This window comes from Nocardia brasiliensis NBRC 14402, from assembly GCF_000308475.2.
GTDB classification, from domain to species: Bacteria; Actinomycetota; Actinomycetes; order Mycobacteriales; family Mycobacteriaceae; genus Nocardia; species Nocardia brasiliensis.
Genome location: NZ_BAFT02000005.1, coordinates 17,207 through 32,801, shown reverse-complemented (window position 1 = coordinate 32,801; position 15,595 = coordinate 17,207). Strand labels below are relative to the sequence as shown.

The 15,595-nt window shown below is 68.5% G+C and carries 14 protein-coding genes; 9 read left to right on the top strand and 5 right to left on the bottom strand.

What is annotated here, in order from left to right:
- Positions 1-175: 175 nt before the first annotated feature.
- From TY25_RS01150 to TY25_RS01115, 8 genes are all read left to right on the top strand, one after another.
- A complete protein-coding gene (locus TY25_RS01150; RefSeq protein WP_226887299.1) occupies positions 176-574 on the top strand; it encodes a hypothetical protein in 399 nt (132 codons plus the stop codon).
- Positions 575-977: 403 nt separating this feature from the next.
- The gene (locus tag TY25_RS01145) at positions 978-1,691 is read left to right on the top strand and encodes a response regulator transcription factor (RefSeq protein ID WP_042253396.1); all 714 of its coding nucleotides are present in this window, start codon (positions 978-980) and stop codon (positions 1,689-1,691) included.
- Positions 1,678-2,757 (top strand): ATP-binding protein, encoded by a 1,080-nt coding sequence (locus tag TY25_RS01140; RefSeq protein WP_052382724.1) that lies wholly within the window; start codon positions 1,678-1,680, stop codon positions 2,755-2,757. Before TY25_RS01145 ends, TY25_RS01140 begins: the two co-directional genes overlap by 14 nt.
- Before the next feature lie 84 nt (positions 2,758-2,841).
- A complete protein-coding gene (gene ectA, locus TY25_RS01135) occupies positions 2,842-3,438 on the top strand; it encodes a diaminobutyrate acetyltransferase (protein WP_226887300.1) in 597 nt (198 codons plus the stop codon).
- Complete coding sequence (gene ectB / locus TY25_RS01130; protein WP_042253394.1) at positions 3,435-4,712, top strand: diaminobutyrate--2-oxoglutarate transaminase; 1,278 nt, start codon at positions 3,435-3,437, stop codon at positions 4,710-4,712. Before ectA ends, ectB begins: the two co-directional genes overlap by 4 nt.
- Positions 4,709-5,107, top strand: a complete 399-nt coding sequence (locus TY25_RS01125; protein ID WP_014985952.1) for an ectoine synthase — start codon at positions 4,709-4,711, stop codon at positions 5,105-5,107. The genes ectB and TY25_RS01125 overlap by 4 nt, the downstream gene beginning before the upstream one ends.
- Positions 5,108-5,113: 6 nt before the next feature.
- A complete protein-coding gene (thpD, locus tag TY25_RS01120; protein WP_029896229.1) occupies positions 5,114-6,019 on the top strand; it encodes an ectoine hydroxylase in 906 nt (301 codons plus the stop codon).
- A 650-nt stretch (positions 6,020-6,669) separates the two neighbouring features.
- A complete protein-coding gene (locus TY25_RS01115) occupies positions 6,670-8,658 on the top strand; it encodes an AMP-binding protein (protein WP_081868610.1) in 1,989 nt (662 codons plus the stop codon).
- Between the two features lie 52 nt (positions 8,659-8,710).
- On the opposite strand, the gene TY25_RS01110 is transcribed toward TY25_RS01115, so the two are convergent.
- The 3 genes from TY25_RS01110 to TY25_RS01100 form a co-directional block, all read right to left on the bottom strand.
- Positions 8,711-9,877: a lactate 2-monooxygenase gene (locus TY25_RS01110; protein ID WP_042253393.1), complete on the bottom strand. Its 1,167-nt coding sequence runs from the start codon at positions 9,875-9,877 to the stop codon at positions 8,711-8,713.
- Positions 9,874-10,734: a 23S ribosomal RNA methyltransferase Erm gene (gene erm / locus TY25_RS01105; RefSeq protein ID WP_042253392.1), complete on the bottom strand. Its 861-nt coding sequence runs from the start codon at positions 10,732-10,734 to the stop codon at positions 9,874-9,876. Before erm ends, TY25_RS01110 begins: the two co-directional genes overlap by 4 nt.
- A gap of 267 nt (positions 10,735-11,001) precedes the next feature.
- Entirely contained in the window at positions 11,002-11,760 is a 759-nt protein-coding gene (locus TY25_RS01100; protein WP_042253399.1) for a tyrosine-protein phosphatase, read from the bottom strand.
- A gap of 35 nt (positions 11,761-11,795) precedes the next feature.
- On the opposite strand from TY25_RS01100, the gene ybiA reads away from it, so the two are divergent.
- The gene (gene ybiA, locus TY25_RS01095) at positions 11,796-12,362 is read left to right on the top strand and encodes a riboflavin biosynthesis intermediates N-glycosidase (RefSeq protein ID WP_042253391.1); all 567 of its coding nucleotides are present in this window, start codon (positions 11,796-11,798) and stop codon (positions 12,360-12,362) included.
- Here the strand turns inward: ybiA and TY25_RS01090 are convergent, their stop codons facing one another.
- A complete protein-coding gene (locus TY25_RS01090) occupies positions 12,363-14,969 on the bottom strand; it encodes a tetratricopeptide repeat protein (RefSeq protein WP_042253390.1) in 2,607 nt (868 codons plus the stop codon).
- Positions 14,970-15,083: 114 nt separating this feature from the next.
- Complete coding sequence (locus TY25_RS01085; RefSeq protein ID WP_042253389.1) at positions 15,084-15,578, bottom strand: hemerythrin domain-containing protein; 495 nt, start codon at positions 15,576-15,578, stop codon at positions 15,084-15,086.
- Positions 15,579-15,595 lie beyond the last annotated feature (17 nt).

Genomic DNA, 15,595 nt, shown 5'->3' with positions numbered 1-15,595 from the left:
AACCACCGCGTGGCTGTCGGTGACTCCCCTCACAAAGTGGCTGGCGGTCAGCGTTTTCGGTGCGTTTCAACAGCGTTGGCGGGGGCTTTGTGACGTAGTGCCGGTTTGCGCGAAGTTGGCGTCGGGTACGTGAAAAGGAACCGGACTTACGATGCCGATGGCTCAGGAGATCGTCATGAACGACCACCGACTAGGCACCCGGAATCCGTACGCCGGACCGGGGAGCTCGAGGTCGACGAAGTACCAGCAGGACAAGCCCGCACCCGAGCGCGCCCGCGCCGGGAATGTGGAGCGCACCCGGGTCACCAGGGATCACGACACCATCCGGCAGTGGGCGGAGCGGCGCGGTGCCACGCCCGCAACGATGCCCGGTATCGCGTACGGCGGCCCCATGGGTTCGCTGCGCCTGGATTTCCCCGGCTACGGCGGAGCGGTGCTGCGGCCGGTGGACTGGGACGAGTGGTTCGCCACCTTCGAGGAACGGCACCTGCACTTTCGCTACCAGGAGCAGCTCCCGGACGGCAGACCGAGCAACTTCAACCGGCTGGAACGTTCGACTCGCGACGATCGCTGAACCGTCCTGGGCGGGCGCGAAACGCCGGGTAGCCCGTGTGTCGGGCATCACGTAACGGTTGCATAACGACGCTCATGCGGCCAGGGTGGATGGATAACCAGCCAGGCGTGAGCCGCCCGCGCCCGACCCGCACACCGCACCTGTTGCGGCCGATGCGGGGCGGCGCAACAGCTGATCAAGCGTCCACACGGCGTTTACCGAATGGTCTGTTCGGGTATCCGATAGATCGGCAAGGTGGCTCGAACAAGCGGAATGTCGCGTCGGTATGGGGATGCGATTCTCCGCACCGGCAGATGTCCCGCGTGTCTGCAAAGGATAGGTATTTGAGCGAGCGTAGCGAGCGAACCAGAGGCACCGCCGCCTTGGCGGCCCCAGTGCGGCCGGGCGTCGGCGAGGTGCGGCGATGACGGCGAACCTGATGATCGTCGAGGACGACGACCGGGTCCGGGGTGCGCTGCGGCTCGCCATGGAGGACGAAGGCTACGACGTCGCCGAGGCCGAGGAGGCCGAGGACGCGCTCACCCATCTGCGCAGCAACGGCGTGCCCGATGTGATGATCGTCGATTTGATGCTCGGCGATATGGACGGCTTCGACTGCATCCGCGAGATCCGCCGCGAGCACGACGTGCCGATCATCGTGGTCAGCGCGCGCGACGACACCCACGACGTGGTGGCCGCGCTGGAGGCGGGCGCCGACGATTTCGTGGCGAAACCGTTCGAGATCAAGGAGATCACCGCGCGGATGCGCGCGGTGCGGCGCCGGGCCAGGCTCACCGCCGAACGTGAGGCGCCACCGCAGGAAGTGGTGCTCGACGCCGACCCCGAGGCGCCGCTGGTGCTCGCGCAGGACGCGGGCGTGGTGCGCCGCGGCGAGGAGCAGATCCGGCTGACGCTCACCGAGTTCCGCCTGCTGTGCGAGCTCGCGGAGACGCCGGGCCGGGTGCTCAGCCGCACCGTTCTGCTCGAACGAGTATGGGACCAAGGCTTTTTCGGTGACGAGCGGATCGTCGACGTGCACATGCGCAGGCTGCGCACGAAGATCGAGCGGGACGCTTCCGACCCGCGCGTCGTGGTGACGGTGCGCGGGCTCGGCTACCGACTCGATGTCCAGCGCTGAACGCTGGCTCGATCCGACACGCTGGAGTCTGCGCGGCCGGGTGACCGCCGTGTTCACCGCGATCAGCGCGCTGATGTCGCTGGTGCTGGTGGTCTCGGTGTTCACCATCAGCCGCAAGTATCTGGAACGCGCGCAGGCCGGTACCGCCGACCTGCAGGCGAACCTGGATCTGCTGCGCAATGTGCTGGTCGCCTGCGCGGTCGTGGTCACCGCGATCGGCGCGGCCGTGGGCTGGTGGGCGAGTCGGCGGGTGCTCACACCGCTGCACCAGCTGGCCGCGACCGCCGCCCGGATCGCCTCGGGCGATCTGGATCTGCGCCTGTCCGCCACCCACGATCAAGACCTGGCGACCACCGTGGAGTCGTTCAACTCCATGGTCGACTCGCTGCAACGGCGAATCGAGCGCGAGCACCGGCTGTTCGGCGATGTCAGTCACGAATTGCGCACGCCGCTCACCACTTTGATGGCCAGTGTGGACGTGCTCAACCGGCATCGCGACGATTTGCCGGAGCGTTCCCAGCGCGCGCTCGTGCTGGTAACCGACGAGGTCGATCACCTGCGGCGGCTGCTCGACGACCTGCTCGCGCTCGCGCGGGTCGAGGCGGGCATGCACCGCGGCGACCAGGAACCGCTGTCGGTGCGAGATCTGTTGCGGCACACGCTCGCCGAGCGCCGCTATCCGCCCGATCTGCTGACCGTGCACGAGGATGTGGTCGTGCTCGGCCGCAAGCTCGAATTGGAGCGGGCGGTGGTGAACCTGCTGCAGAACGCCGACCTGCACGGCGGCGGTGTGGTCGCGGTCGCTGCGGATCGGGTGGGCGACGCGGCGGTGATCGTCGTGGACGACGCGGGCCCCGGTGTACCGCCGGCGGACCGGGTGCGCATCTTCGAACGTTTCGCGACGGCGCGCAGCGGCCGTCGGTCAGCGACCGGGACCGGCATCGGTCTCGCGCTGGTCGCCGAGACCGTCGCCAAGCACGGTGGCCAGGTCGAATGCGTGGGCCGGCCGGGCGGCGGCGCCCGGTTCGTCGCCACCCTGCCGGGCGTCGGCGCAATCGAGCCGTAACACAACCGTAATGAACTCGACCGGGTCAGCTCAAAGTTGATTCGTAAGCCTGGATAAGTACTACAGGCCCGACCAGGGAGTTGTATGTCAGTGCCAACGTTGAACACCGCGGAGATCGAACGATCCCGTGTCGAGCAGGCCGCGGCCGCGCTGGGTCCGGACCCCGGCCGCCACCGGACCGAGTTGGTTCTGCGCAAGCCACGCGTCGAGGACGGCGCCCAGCTGTGGCGGATCGCGAAGAACTCCGAGGTCCTCGACGTCAATTCGAGCTACGCCTACCTGCTGTGGTGCCGCGACTTCGCGGAGACCACGGTGGTCGCCGAAATGCAGGGTCGCGTCGTCGGTTTCGTGATCGGCTACCTCCGGCCGCAGGCGCCGGGCACCGTGTTCGTCTGGCAGGTGGCGGTCGACCGAGCACAGCGCGGCCGGGGCACCGGCGCCCAACTGCTGCACGCTTTGCTGAACACCGTTGCACCTCAGGGTGTTACGACGCTGGAGACGACGATCTCGCCCGACAATGCCGCGTCCATCGCGTTGTTCGGCTCGGTCGCCCGGCAGCGTGACGCCCGAATGACCAAGCGCCCCTTGTTCGACACGGGCGTCTTCCCGGACAGCCATGAGTCCGAGGACCTTTATCTCATCGCACCGATCGCTCGCACAACGCAGGAGGACCACCGATGATCACCGCCGACACGAGCATTTTCGAGAGTCTGGAATCGAATGTGCGCGGCTACTGCCGCGCCTGGCCCGCGGTCTTCTCGAAGGCCAAGGGCAGCTGGTTACGAGACGAGGACGGTAAGGACTACCTCGACTTCTTCGCAGGCGCGGGTGCGCTGAACTACGGCCACAACAACGACGTGCTCAAGCAGCCGCTGCTGGACTACATCGCCAGCGACGGCATCACGCACGGGCTCGACATGTCCACCTCGGCCAAGCGCAGCCTGCTGGAAACCCTGCGCGACACCGTGTTCGCGCCGCGCGGGCTGGACTACAAGGTGCAGTTCCCCGGCCCGACCGGTGCCAACGCGGTCGAGGCCGCGCTCAAGCTGGCCCGCAAGGTGACCGGCCGGGAGACGATCGTCAGCTTCACCAACGCCTTCCACGGCATGACCCTCGGCGCGCTCTCGGTCACCGGCAACGCGGCCAAGCGGGCGGGCGCCGGTGTGCCGCTGGTGCACGCGGCGCACATGCCCTACGACGGCTACTTCGACGGCACCACCGCCGATTTCCAGTGGATGGAGAAGGTACTCGACGACACCTCGTCGGGCTTCGACCGCCCGGCGGCCGTGATCGTGGAGACGGTGCAGGGCGAGGGCGGCGTGAATGTCGCTCGCGCGGAATGGCTTCGGCACCTCGCCGGGCTCTGCGAGGCGCGCGACATCCTGCTGATCGTCGACGACGTGCAGATGGGCTGCGGGCGCACCGGACCGTTCTTCTCCTTCGAGCTCGCGGGCATCACCCCCGATATCGTCACGCTGTCGAAGTCGATCGGCGGCTACGGACTGCCGATGGCGTTGGTGCTGTTCAAGTCCGAGCTCGATCAGTGGTCGCCGGGCGAGCACAACGGCACCTTCCGCGGGAACAACCCGGCCTTCGTCACGGCCGATGTCGCGTTGCGGCACTACTGGTCCGACGACACCCTGCAGAACGCGACGCTCGCCAAGGGCGAACGCATCGCCAGTACGCTGACGGAATTGGCGGGCAACGTCTCCGGCGTCTCGACCCGCGGCCGCGGCCTGGTGCACGGCGTGGTGTTCGAGGACCCGTCGCAGGCGAGCAAGGTGTGCCAGATCGCGTTCGAACGCGGTTTGCTGGTGGAGACCTCCGGTTCCACCGACGAGGTGGTGAAGTTGCTGCCCGCGTTGACGATTACCGACCAGGAACTGGACCACGGCCTCAGCATTCTGACCGGCGCCGTGGACACCGTCTGCAATGGAATGGGGGCGATCGCATGATCGTACGTACCACCGCCGAGATCACCGATACCGAACGCGATGTGGCCGGGGAGGGTTGGCGCAGCAAGCGCATCATCCTCGGCGGCGACGGAGTCGGCTTCTCCTTCCACGAGACCACCATCGATGCGGGCAGCACGCACGAGTTCCACTATCGCTACCATGTGGAAGCGGTATGGTTGATCGAGGGTGAGGGCACGCTCACCGATCTCGACAACGGCGTGACCTACGAGCTCGGTCCCGGCTCGATGTATCTGCTGGACGGGAACGAGCGCCACCAGCTCTCGGCCCGCACCCGGATGCGGATGATGTGCGTGTTCAATCCTCCGGTCACCGGGCAGGAGGTCCACGACAGCACCGGCGCGTACCCGCTCGTTGCCGCGACGATCGGGGGATAGGCGGTAATGGTTTTGCAGCACACTGAAACTCGGCCCTCGACGGACCGGATCGATCGTTACCCGACCCGGATCGATGCACCGGCCACGCACCTGGATCGTACCGATCCGACGGTGTGGGGCCGGGTCGAGAGCCCGGCGCTCGCGGCCTTCGACACCGACGGCTTCGCCAGCATCGACGAACTGCTCACGCCCACCGAGGTCGCTGATTTCAGCGCCGAGATCGGCAGGCTGGCAGGCGATCCCGCGTTGCGCGACGACGAGCGCGTGATCGTGGAGAAAGCGTCGAACCGGGTGCGGTCGGTCTTCGAGGTGCACCGGCTCAGCGCGGCGATCGCGGACCTGGTCCGCGAGTCCCGGGTCGCCGGGCTGGCCCGGCAGGTGCTCGGCTCCGAGGTGTACATCCACCAGAGCCGCGTCAACTACATGCCGGGTTTCCGCGGCACGGGTTTCTACTGGCACTCCGATTTCGAGACCTGGCACGCCGAGGACGGCATGCCGGCGCCGCGGGCGGTGAGCCTGTCCATCGCGCTGACCGACAACTACCCGATCAACGGCAGCCTGATGGTGATGCCCGGCTCGCACCGCACGTTCGTACCGTGCCTGGGCAGCACGCCCGCGGAGCACTACCGGGAGTCCTTGCAGGAGCAGGAGATCGGCGTGCCGACCCAGGAGGACATCACCACGCTGGCGAACCGGTACGGCATCAGCCAGTTCACCGGGCGGGCCGGCTCCGCGCTGCTGTTCGACTCCAACCTGATGCACGGTTCGTCGAACAACATCACCCCGTTCCCGCGCTCGAATATCTTCCTGGTGTTCAACAGCGTGGAGAACACCCTGGTCGAGCCGTTCGGCGCGCCCGCGCCGCGGCCCGGCTACATCGGCAGCCGCGACTTCACACCGCTGTCCGCCTGACCTGGCCGATGCTCGACCGAGGGCGTCCTTCGCCGCGTTCCCGTGGGGCGAAGGACGCCTTCGGTTCCGGCCGGGGTCCGCTCGCCGCGCGCGGTCGCCGGATCGGCGGTACGATCCGCTGCGCGAGCGTGTTTCGACGCGGGGGCCAGTGGTTTACTCAGGTGATCGCGGGAGTAGTCCGTACCGGCGAGGGGCTCGTGTCCGCACCGGACGCGCCGAAAGATCTTCTGACCCCGGCAAAATCTCGGCCAACAGCGCTGTCTTGGCGCGCCGAACAAGGTCTGCGGCGATGCTGTCGTGCGCTCTGCGGGTGTTGCACGCCGAACCCCAGGTCGACCGGCATTGCGCGCGTGACGTTCTCGGTCGCGTAACGGGTTTTCGGCAATCGCGCGGGCATTTCGCGAATATTGTGCACTGTGCTGTGGCCGATAGGTGATTCGGCCGAAAATGGGCATTTGACCAGCTAAATGGCTAATCGATGGCAATGCGTTGCGTACTTGACCTAATTGTTACCGATGGGTACAACTACGTGACCATGCCGACGCAGACCGCTCGGTCGGCCCATGCAGAAAAGCACGCAGTTGGTTACGGATGTCATCACAATAGACGCGGAGTTCGCAGCCGCACGAAAAGCGCTGTGGGACTTTTTCATGGACCCGCAGACCTACGCCCGCATGTTCCAGGGAATCGGCGACTGCGAGCGCGCGGAAACCTCGGACACCCACCCGGTGCTGCTGATCCGCGCGCGGCATGCGGACACCGAACTCACCGTGCCCGCGCTGCGGCTGGTGGTCGGCAAGGAACGGGAAAGTTTCGAGCTGCAATGCCCTGGCCTGGGCAGTTTCGCCGCGGTGCGGCTACGCGGCGAAGACGCGGCGGAGTCGACGCGGGTCACCATCACCTACTTCGGCGCCGGACGCATCCATCCCTGGATCGCCGAGCAGGACAACGCGGACGTGATCGCGTGGACCACGGCCGGCCTCACCCGCATCGTCGACGCGGTCCTCGGCACGCCGACCTCGGTGCTCGTCAACGGCGAGGAATCGCCGACGAAACAGCAGGTCGGCACGTTGAAGCAGATGGTGACGACCGGTGTCGTGCGCACCTACCGGCCCGACCGCGCGCTCAAACAGGTGGGCGGGCTGGCCCGGTGGGGATTCACGCTGGCGGGTGGTTACGCGGCCGCCGCCGGGCATTCGCCTGATCGGCTCGCGGTGGTGGACGGCGTTTCCACGCGCACGTTCGGTCAAATGCACGATCGCACCCACAAACTCGCTTCGGCGCTGGCAATGCTCGGTATCGGCGCGCGGGACAAAGTGGGGCTACTCTCGCGCAACCGGGTCACGATGGTCGAATGCATGGTCGCCACCGGCAAACTCGGCGTCGACACGGTGCTGCTGAACACCGGCCTCTCGGCCCGGCAGATCGAGGACGTCGCGGACCGGCACGGACTGTCGGCCGTCTTCCTCGACGACGAATACGAGCCGCTGACCAAGTATCTGGCCGCGTCCGTGCCCCGCTTCGCGACCGGACAGCTGACCCGGTACGACCGCAACACCGTCGACGACCTGATCGCGCTCGACGCGCCGACCTTCGCCCGGCCCAGCCATCCCGGCCGGCTGATCGTGCTGACCTCGGGCACCAGCGGTACACCCAAGAGCGCGCAGCGGCCGCAGCCCAAGGGTTTCGGCACCGTGGCGGCGCTGCTCTCGCGCATTCCGATGCGGATGGACGAGACGATGCTCATCCCCGCGCCGCTGTTCCACACCTGGGGGCTGGCGGCGTTGCAGATCAGCACGCCGATCCGGGCGAGTGTGGTGCTGCCGGAACGGTTCGACGCCGAGGACTGCCTGCGGCTGATCGAGGAGCACCGAGTCACCGCATTGATCGTGGTGCCGGTGATGGTGAACCGGATCCTGGATCTGCCCGCGCACGTGCGCGATCGCTACGACACGTCGAGCCTGCGCGTGGTGGCCAGTTGCGGTGCGCCCCTTGCCGGTCCGACGGTGGTGAAGTTTCTCGACGCCTTCGGCGACGTGCTCTACAACGTGTACGGCTCGACCGAGGTGTCCTGGGCGACCATCGCCGATCCGGCCGATCTGCGGGCCGCGCCGACCACCGCGGGACGCCCGCCGCTCGGCACGAAACTCGCTGTGCTGGACAAAGAATTACGTCCGGTGCCGCGCGGGGTGACCGGCCGCATCTTCGTGCTCAACCACATGCTGTTCGACGGCTACACCGACGCGAAGCCGCCCACCGAATGGGGCGGCATGCTCGACACCGGTGACCTCGGCTACCTCGACGCCGACGGGCTGCTCTTCGTCGCGGGCCGTGACGACGAGATGATCATCTCCGGGGGCGAGAACGTCTTCCCGCGCCCGGTCGAAGAGGCGCTCTCGCACCTGCCGCAGGTCAGCGAGGTGGCGGTGGTCGGCGTGCCGGACCAGGAGTACGGGCAGCGCCTGGCCGCGTTCGTGGTGACCAGAGAGGGTTTCGGGCTGGATCGCGACATGGTGTGCAACTACATCCGGCACCGGCTGAGCCGCTTCTCGGTGCCGCGCGACGTGACCTTCCTGGACGCGCTCCCGCGCAACGCGACCGGAAAGATCCTCAAGCGCACGCTGATTCAGCCGAGCTGATTCGTAGCGGCCGAGTTGTCCTGCGCGGCAGAACAAACTCGTCCGCTACAGATCAGTGCAGTCGCCGGATCGCGTCGTCGGCCAGGTCGGCGATGGTCGGGTAGCCGTCCACCGCCATGATCAGATCCGCCTCCGCGAGCAGCGTCCGCAGCACGTGCACGATGCCGTCCACCCCGCCGATCGCGAGACCGTACGAGTACGGGCGGCCGATGCCGACCGCGGTCGCGCCGAGTGCGAGCGCCTTGATGATGTCGGCGCCGGAGCGGACCCCGGAGTCGAACAGCACCGGCAATCCGTCGACGGCCTCGACGATCTCGGGCAGATGCTCGATCGCCGGGATTCCGCCATTGGCTTGCCTGCCACCGTGATTCGAGCAGTAGATGCCGTCGACGCCCGCGTCCTTGGCGCGCCGCGCGTCCTCGGGATGGCAGATTCCCTTGAGGATCAACGGCAGATCCGTGAGCGACCGCAGCCAGGGCAGGTCGTCCCAGGTGGGCGCGCCGCCGAACAGCGCGACCCAGGTGAGAATCGCGGTCTTCGGGTCCTCTTCGGGACTCTTCGCCAGCAGGCCGCGGAACACCGGGTCGGTGAAGTAGTTCGCCAGGCAGTGCCCGCGCAACTGCGGGAAGTTCGAGGTGCTCAGATCGCGCGGCCGCCAACCGGTCACCCACGTATCCAGCGTCACCACAATGGCTTTGAACCCGGCCTGCTCCGCGCGCCGGATCAGGCTCTCGGCCAGGTCGCGGTTGGTGGGCGTGTAGAGCTGGAACATGCCGGGGGTGTCGCCGAAGTGGCCGGCCACCTCCTCGAGTGGATCGACCGTCAGGGTGGACGCCACCATCGGCACGCCGGTGCGCGCCGCGGCTTTCGCGGTCGCGATATCGCCGTGCCCGTCCTGGGCGCAGAGCCCGACCACGCCGATCGGGGACATGAAGACCGGCGCGGGCAGCCGCATGCCGAAGAGCTCGATCGAGAGGTCGCGGACCTTGGTGGCGCGCAGCATGCGCGGCACGATGCCGTACTTCTCGAAGGCGGTCACGTTGGTGCGCTGGGTCAGTTCGTCGCCCGCGCCGCCCGCCACGTAGGACCAGATCCCCGGCGGCAGCGCGGCCTGCGCGCGGGCTTCCAGTTCGCTGTGGGTCATCGGGAAGTTCGGCTGCACGCCGCCGAGCCCCTGCAGGTAGATTTCGAACTGGTAGTCACCGAAGTTGCTGGTCACCGGCCGCCCTTCCTTGTCTGATACACAAATGTATCCGATACGTTTCTGTCGCGGACAGAGTTGCCACGCAATCCGCGATAGAGGGCGAGCCAGCGCTGCGGGTCGATCGGCCCGACCGGCTCGTCGGGCGCGATGCCCGCGTCGCGGCAGGCGGTCCGCACGGTCCGGCCGGGGAAACGGGTCCGTAGCGAACTCGCCACCGAACCGCCGACGCCGGAGAAACCCAGCTCGACCACCTGGCGGTAGTCGGCCAGCTCTGCCGCGGGCAGCAACGGGCTGGGCCGCCGCCGCAGCCGCAGCACGGCGGCATCGACGCTCGGCACCGGATGAAAGCTGGCCCGGCCCACCCGTGCGCCCAATTCCATTGCGACAGTGGGCCAGTGGGTGATCGTCAGCTTGCTCCAGCGGCCGTAGTCGCCGGAGTGCTTGCGGGCGAACTCGTACTGGGTGAGCAGGGTCGCCGAGGTGAGCTGCCGCGCCGCCAGACACCAGCGCACGATGTCGGTGGTGACGCCGAACGGCACATTGGCGACCACCGCGAACGGCTCCGCCGGGGCCTGCACGGTGCGGAAATCCTTGTGGAACAGTTGTATTCGCGGATCGCCCGCATACCGGCCGCGCAGCCTGGCCGCGTAGACAGGGTCCTTCTCGTAGGCCCGGATCCGGCCGGCGACGCCGAGCAGGTGCCGGGTGAGCATGCCGTCACCCGGGCCGATCTCCAGCACGAGGTCGTCGGCACGCAGGGCCGCCGAGCGCACGATGAGCCGGGCGGCGCCGGCATCGGTGAGGAAGTTCTGGGAGAGGAGTTTGCGGGTGCGCGCGCGGCGGGCGCGCGGCAGCGAACGATGGCGGGACATGGGTGTCCTCCGAACGGAGTGGTCGAATCAGGGAAAGGTGATTCGCCCGGACCCATGCCAGGGCACAGAGATCCGACGGTCGCTAGCGGCCGTCGGCGTAGATCCCGATCAGGACAGTCGGGACACCGGAGCGGTGCGGTGCGCTGGCAGAGCCCAGGCCTCCGCGCGCAGCCGGATGAAATACGCGCCGACCGCGCACGCTCCGTTCATCAACAATGTACCCACGTGCGGCAAGCTACCGCACCGCCGTGGTGTCCCGCGACCGAATTATTCGCGCGCGAGGACGCCCGCCGGGGCCGGTGCCGCGAGTAGATTCCGGCGCAGGTCCGCGATCAATTCCTCGTCGACGCCGAGCAACCGCACCGCGTAACCGTGCAGCGAGCCGTGGTCGGCGGCCAGTGCCGCGAGGAACAGCTGCATCACCTCCGGCGGCGCCTGCCCGAAACCCGGCCAGCGCGGCATCGCGCCGGCGCGGGCGGCCCGCCAATCCGCGACCAGCCGTTCGGTCGCCAGGCCGGTGGCCGCGAAGTCCGCGATGATCTGCTCCTGCGGCACCTCGAGCAAGGCCAGCACCAGCGCGGCCAGCAGTCCGGTGCGGTCCTTGCCGGAGGCGCAATGGAAAACCACCGGACCCTCGGCGGCGGCGATCACTTGCACGGCCTCGCGGATCTCGGCGACGCCGTCATAGGCGACCTCCAGATACCGCTCCGCGAGAAACGGCCCCACCTCGATCTCGGGACCGAGGGCCGCCTGATCGTAGGGGCGATGTTCGATGCTCAGATTGTGGTAACGGAACGAATCATGTTCCGGGATACGGCCTTTGGCCTCTATCTCCCAGGGATAGCGCAGGTCGATGACGGTGCCGATGCCCAGCTCCAGGAACCGCTGCCAGTCCGCGCCCTGCAACTTGCCGAGCGAATCGGAGCGAAACAGGCGCCGCCACCGCACGATCCGGCCGTCCCGGGTCGGATAGCCGCCGAGATCGCGGAAATTGTGCAGTCGCACGAACGAGATGTGTCTGTTCACCACTCGGACCTTATGCGTAGGGCACACTTTCGATCATGGATCTGCGGTCGGTGGGAGACCTGGTCAGCGCGACGGCGGCCGGGGAAAAGGTGGACTACCTGTGGTTCTGGGGGCATCAGCCGGAGCGGGACGGGCGGCTCGGTCCCGGCTGCCTGAGTCAATGGTGGCCGGTGCGATTCACCTTGGGCGGTGCGCATTTCGAGTCCGCCGAGCACTACATGATGTGGGGCAAAGCGGTGCTGTTCGGGGACACCGAGAACGCCGCCCGCGTGCTGGCCGCGCCCACCCCGAAAGCGGCGAAAGAGCTCGGCAGGCAGGTGCGCGGATTCAACAGCGGCGTGTGGAGTGCGCACCGGTTCGAGACCGTGGTGCGCGGGAACGTCGCAAAATTCGGACAGCACGCCGAACTCGCCGCGTACCTGCTGGGCACCGGGGATCGGGTGCTGGTGGAGGCCAGTCCGGTGGACCGGGTGTGGGGGATCGGGCTGGCCGCCGACGATCCGCGGGCCGAAGATCCCGCGCAGTGGCGCGGGCTCAATCTGCTCGGCTTCGCGCTGATGGCCGCACGTGCGCAACTGCGGGGCGGCCGGTCGGGCGACTGATCAGGCGTTCGTCGAACGTTCCTCGTCGGCACACGCGCGCCAGACCCGCGCCTCCGCGTAATTGCCTTGCCGGTCGAGCAGTTCGGCCAACCCTGCCATCGCGCGCGGCTCACGCCGATCCGCGGCGGTGCGCCACCAGCGCTCCGCGTCCTCGAGATCGCCGCGCCGGAACCGGACGACACCCAGGTCGTAGGCGGCACCCGGATGACCGGCCTCGGCGGCCTGCGCCCACAAGCCGCACGCCTGGTCCTCTTCACCGCGGCTGTACATGGCGACGCCCAGGTCGTACAGGGCGGCCCGATAGCCGGTGTCCACGGTGACTGCGTCGACCGGCGGGGGAGGTGGGCTCGGCGGCGGCGCGGTCTGTGGTTCAGCCGGTGCCGGAGCCGCGGGCCTACCCGGCGAAACCCGGCCCTCCGGAGTCGCCTGCGGGCTCGCCGGCTGCGCGTTGTTGCGTGCCTGCCCGTCCCGGTGCGCCTGCGCCGCCCGCGACAGCGGCGGACTCGGCGGCAACTGCCCGTTCCGCAGGGTTCCGTCCGCGTGCGCCTGCCGCGCAAAGGAACTGCCCCCGGGATGCTCTGTCGCGGGCATCTGCTCTGCGGCGGGCTCGGCCGCTCGTTCGGCCTGTGCTTGCCGGTCACCGAAGCTCTGACCGGTGGGGTCTGCGTCGCGCTGCTGCTGTACGGGTGGACCATTCCCGGCCGAGTCGTCGGGCTGAATGCGCCGCGACGGGAAGCTGTTTCCGATGAGGCCTTCGGAGCGCGCCGGTGCGAGCGACCCGTTTCCAGAGGGTTCCGCTGCGCGCGCCTGCTGGCCGGGCGTTGTGTTCCACGCCGATCCGCCGGGCTGAGGTTGCTGCGGAGGACTGCTGTTTCCGGTGGGACCTTCGGCACTCATCTGTGATGCGGGCGAACCGTTTCCGGTCGACCCCACAAAGCCTGCGAAGCCGTTGCCGAGGGAGCCTTCGGCTCGCTGCTGCGGTGCGGGGAAGCCGCTTTCGGCCGGACCCTCGGTGCCGGGTCGGACGAGTGGAGTGTGGTCCGCTGCGCGCGCCTGCTGGCCGGGCGAGGAGTTCCAGGCCAAGCCGTCGGGCGGGGGTTGGCAGGCAGGATCGCTTACTCCGTTGGAACTGTCGGCCCACGGCTGTGGTGCCGGAGCGCCGGTTCCGGTGGAGCTTCCGGCGGGCCATTGCTCGGCGGACGTGTCGTTTGCCGGCGGTCGGTCGGTGCGGGGTGGCGGAGCGGTCGAGTTGTTCGCGGCCAGCCCCTCGGCGTGGAGTTGCTGGGCGAGTGATCGGCTTCCGGCGAAGCCCTCAGCGCGCAACTGCTCAGCGGGAGAGTGGGTTTCGGGCATTCCGGGCGCGTGGGACTGCTGGGATGCAGCGCTGTTTCCGGCAGGTGCTTCGGTGTGCGACGGCGCGGGTGAGCCGTTTCCGGCTGGTGCCTCGGTGTAGGGGCGGGTGGGCGGAACACTTCCGGGGAACTCGCCCGCGTGCGTCTGTCGGCTCGACGAGGTGTTCCACACCAGTTCGTCGGGGTGGGGCAACCGCGGAGGCGGGCTGTTTCCGGCCGGTGGCTCGGCGAGCGGTGGGGGTTGGAGGCGGTTGTTCGCGGTCGCGGGCTCGGTGGACTGCGGGGCCTGCAGCCGGGGGCTCGCGGCCGCGGGCTCAGTGAGGGGCGGGGGTTGCAGGCGGTTGCTTCCGGTGACGAGTTCGGCGGACTGCGGGGCTTGGAGGCGGGGATTTGCGGTCGCGGGTTCGGCGGACTGCGGGGCCTGGCCGAGGCTTGCGGTCGAGGGTTCGGCGAGTGGTGGGGGCGTGAAGGGGTCTTTTCCCGCCTGGGGCGCTGTGAATGGTTGCGTGGCCGGAGTGGGGGCGCTCGGCGGGTTGGTCCGGGCGGCGCGGGCAGAGCCGGATTCGGCGGGGGTCCGGCCTTGACCGTTGGGGGCGGGCGGGCGGACCGATTGGATGGAGCCGGGGTCTGGGGCGTGTGCGGGGATGGCGGGGAGTTCGCCCGAGGGCGGGGTGGGCATCGACCGCAGTGGGCGGGTGGGGGCGGTGTCGGTGGGCGAGGCGGGCACCGAGTCGCCGCCGTACTGGGCGATGGGCGCGCTCTGCACCTCGAGTACGAGGTTGGCGAAATTGGCGGGTCCCTCGCCGATGCTGCACCACAGCACGATTCGATCGTCGGGCGTGGTTTCGATGACGATGCCGTAGTTGCCGACCCAGGACTTCTGCTCGCCGAAGGCGTCGACCCAGACCGGGGTCAAGGTGACCAGGGTGCCGGAGCCGGTGCCGACGATATCGAAGGTGATGCCGCCGACGAGCGCGTCGGACCAGACATCGACGCCGGCCAGCCGCCGCCCGTTCAACGCGACGTACCCGTTCACCACGGACACGCCCATCCCGAGCCCGCGCAACCCCGGCGGCGGCGCGGCGGACAGCAGCGTCAGCGTGACCGCGGTCGGCGCGGGGCCGACCTGCTCGGTGTACATCGGATAGATCTTGCTACCGCGCAGCACGATGGGCTCCGCGCTCTGATAGCGATCGGCCAGCGGTAGGTCCTCGGGTGAATTCCGCCCAGCCCATGACGAATACGTCTCGTTCATGTGCTGTCCGCCTTTCCGCCGAATGCGGCCGTGCCGTCGCTGTGCTGTTGCGGCGGATATACCGTACCCGGACCCGCCGGGAATGGCGCAGCAATCCGAGGCCGGCCCGCAACGTCACCGGGGTGCATCGATACCGAGCAGTTCATCGGTTGTTCGGTCGCCCCGATCCAGCGCGTCCAGCGCCTGCACCAGTCGCCGTTCCTCCCAGTGGAAGTGGGATTCCAGGATCGCGGCGAGTCCGTCCAGCTCACGGCGCACGGTGCCGCGGTTCGCCGCGGCGTTCAGCAACCCGTCCAGCCTGCGCACGATGTCGGCGACGAGCCCGTGGTCGGCTTGTAGTTCCGACAGCACCGGCGCGAGTTCCGGAAATTGTGCGGCGAGCAACGGAAAGGCCGCGATGTCCTCACCGGTATGGTGGCGCGTCAGCGCCACACAGAACGCCGCGCAATGGGTGCGCAATGACCTCGGCGTGGCTGATCCGCCTGCCGGGTTGTCGAATTCGGCTCGCGCACGGGCGAGTTCGGTGCGTAGCTGATCGTGGACGGCACGCAGTTCACGGCCGAGCGAGCGGGCCCGGTCGAGATCGCGCGCAGGGGTGGGTCGAGACATGGGTGATCCTTGTCGAG

Bases quoted from the DNA above. Each gene is read 5' to 3' on its own strand.
- TY25_RS01125 (WP_014985952.1), top strand. From the start codon at position 4,709: ATGATCGTACGTACCACCGCCGAGATCACCGATACCGAACGCGATGTG.
- TY25_RS01090 (WP_042253390.1), bottom strand. From the start codon at position 14,969: ATGAACGAGACGTATTCGTCATGGGCTGGGCGGAATTCACCCGAGGAC.
- TY25_RS01145 (WP_042253396.1), top strand. From the start codon at position 978: ATGACGGCGAACCTGATGATCGTCGAGGACGACGACCGGGTCCGGGGT.
- thpD (WP_029896229.1), top strand. From the start codon at position 5,114: ATGGTTTTGCAGCACACTGAAACTCGGCCCTCGACGGACCGGATCGAT.
- TY25_RS01140 (WP_052382724.1), top strand. From the start codon at position 1,678: ATGTCCAGCGCTGAACGCTGGCTCGATCCGACACGCTGGAGTCTGCGC.
- TY25_RS01150 (WP_226887299.1), top strand. From the start codon at position 176: ATGAACGACCACCGACTAGGCACCCGGAATCCGTACGCCGGACCGGGG.
- ectA (WP_226887300.1), top strand. From the start codon at position 2,842: ATGTCAGTGCCAACGTTGAACACCGCGGAGATCGAACGATCCCGTGTC.
- erm (WP_042253392.1), bottom strand. From the start codon at position 10,734: ATGTCCCGCCATCGTTCGCTGCCGCGCGCCCGCCGCGCGCGCACCCGC.
- ybiA (WP_042253391.1), top strand. From the start codon at position 11,796: ATGGATCTGCGGTCGGTGGGAGACCTGGTCAGCGCGACGGCGGCCGGG.
- TY25_RS01115 (WP_081868610.1), top strand. From the start codon at position 6,670: ATGGACCCGCAGACCTACGCCCGCATGTTCCAGGGAATCGGCGACTGC.
- TY25_RS01085 (WP_042253389.1), bottom strand. From the start codon at position 15,578: ATGTCTCGACCCACCCCTGCGCGCGATCTCGACCGGGCCCGCTCGCTC.
- ectB (WP_042253394.1), top strand. From the start codon at position 3,435: ATGATCACCGCCGACACGAGCATTTTCGAGAGTCTGGAATCGAATGTG.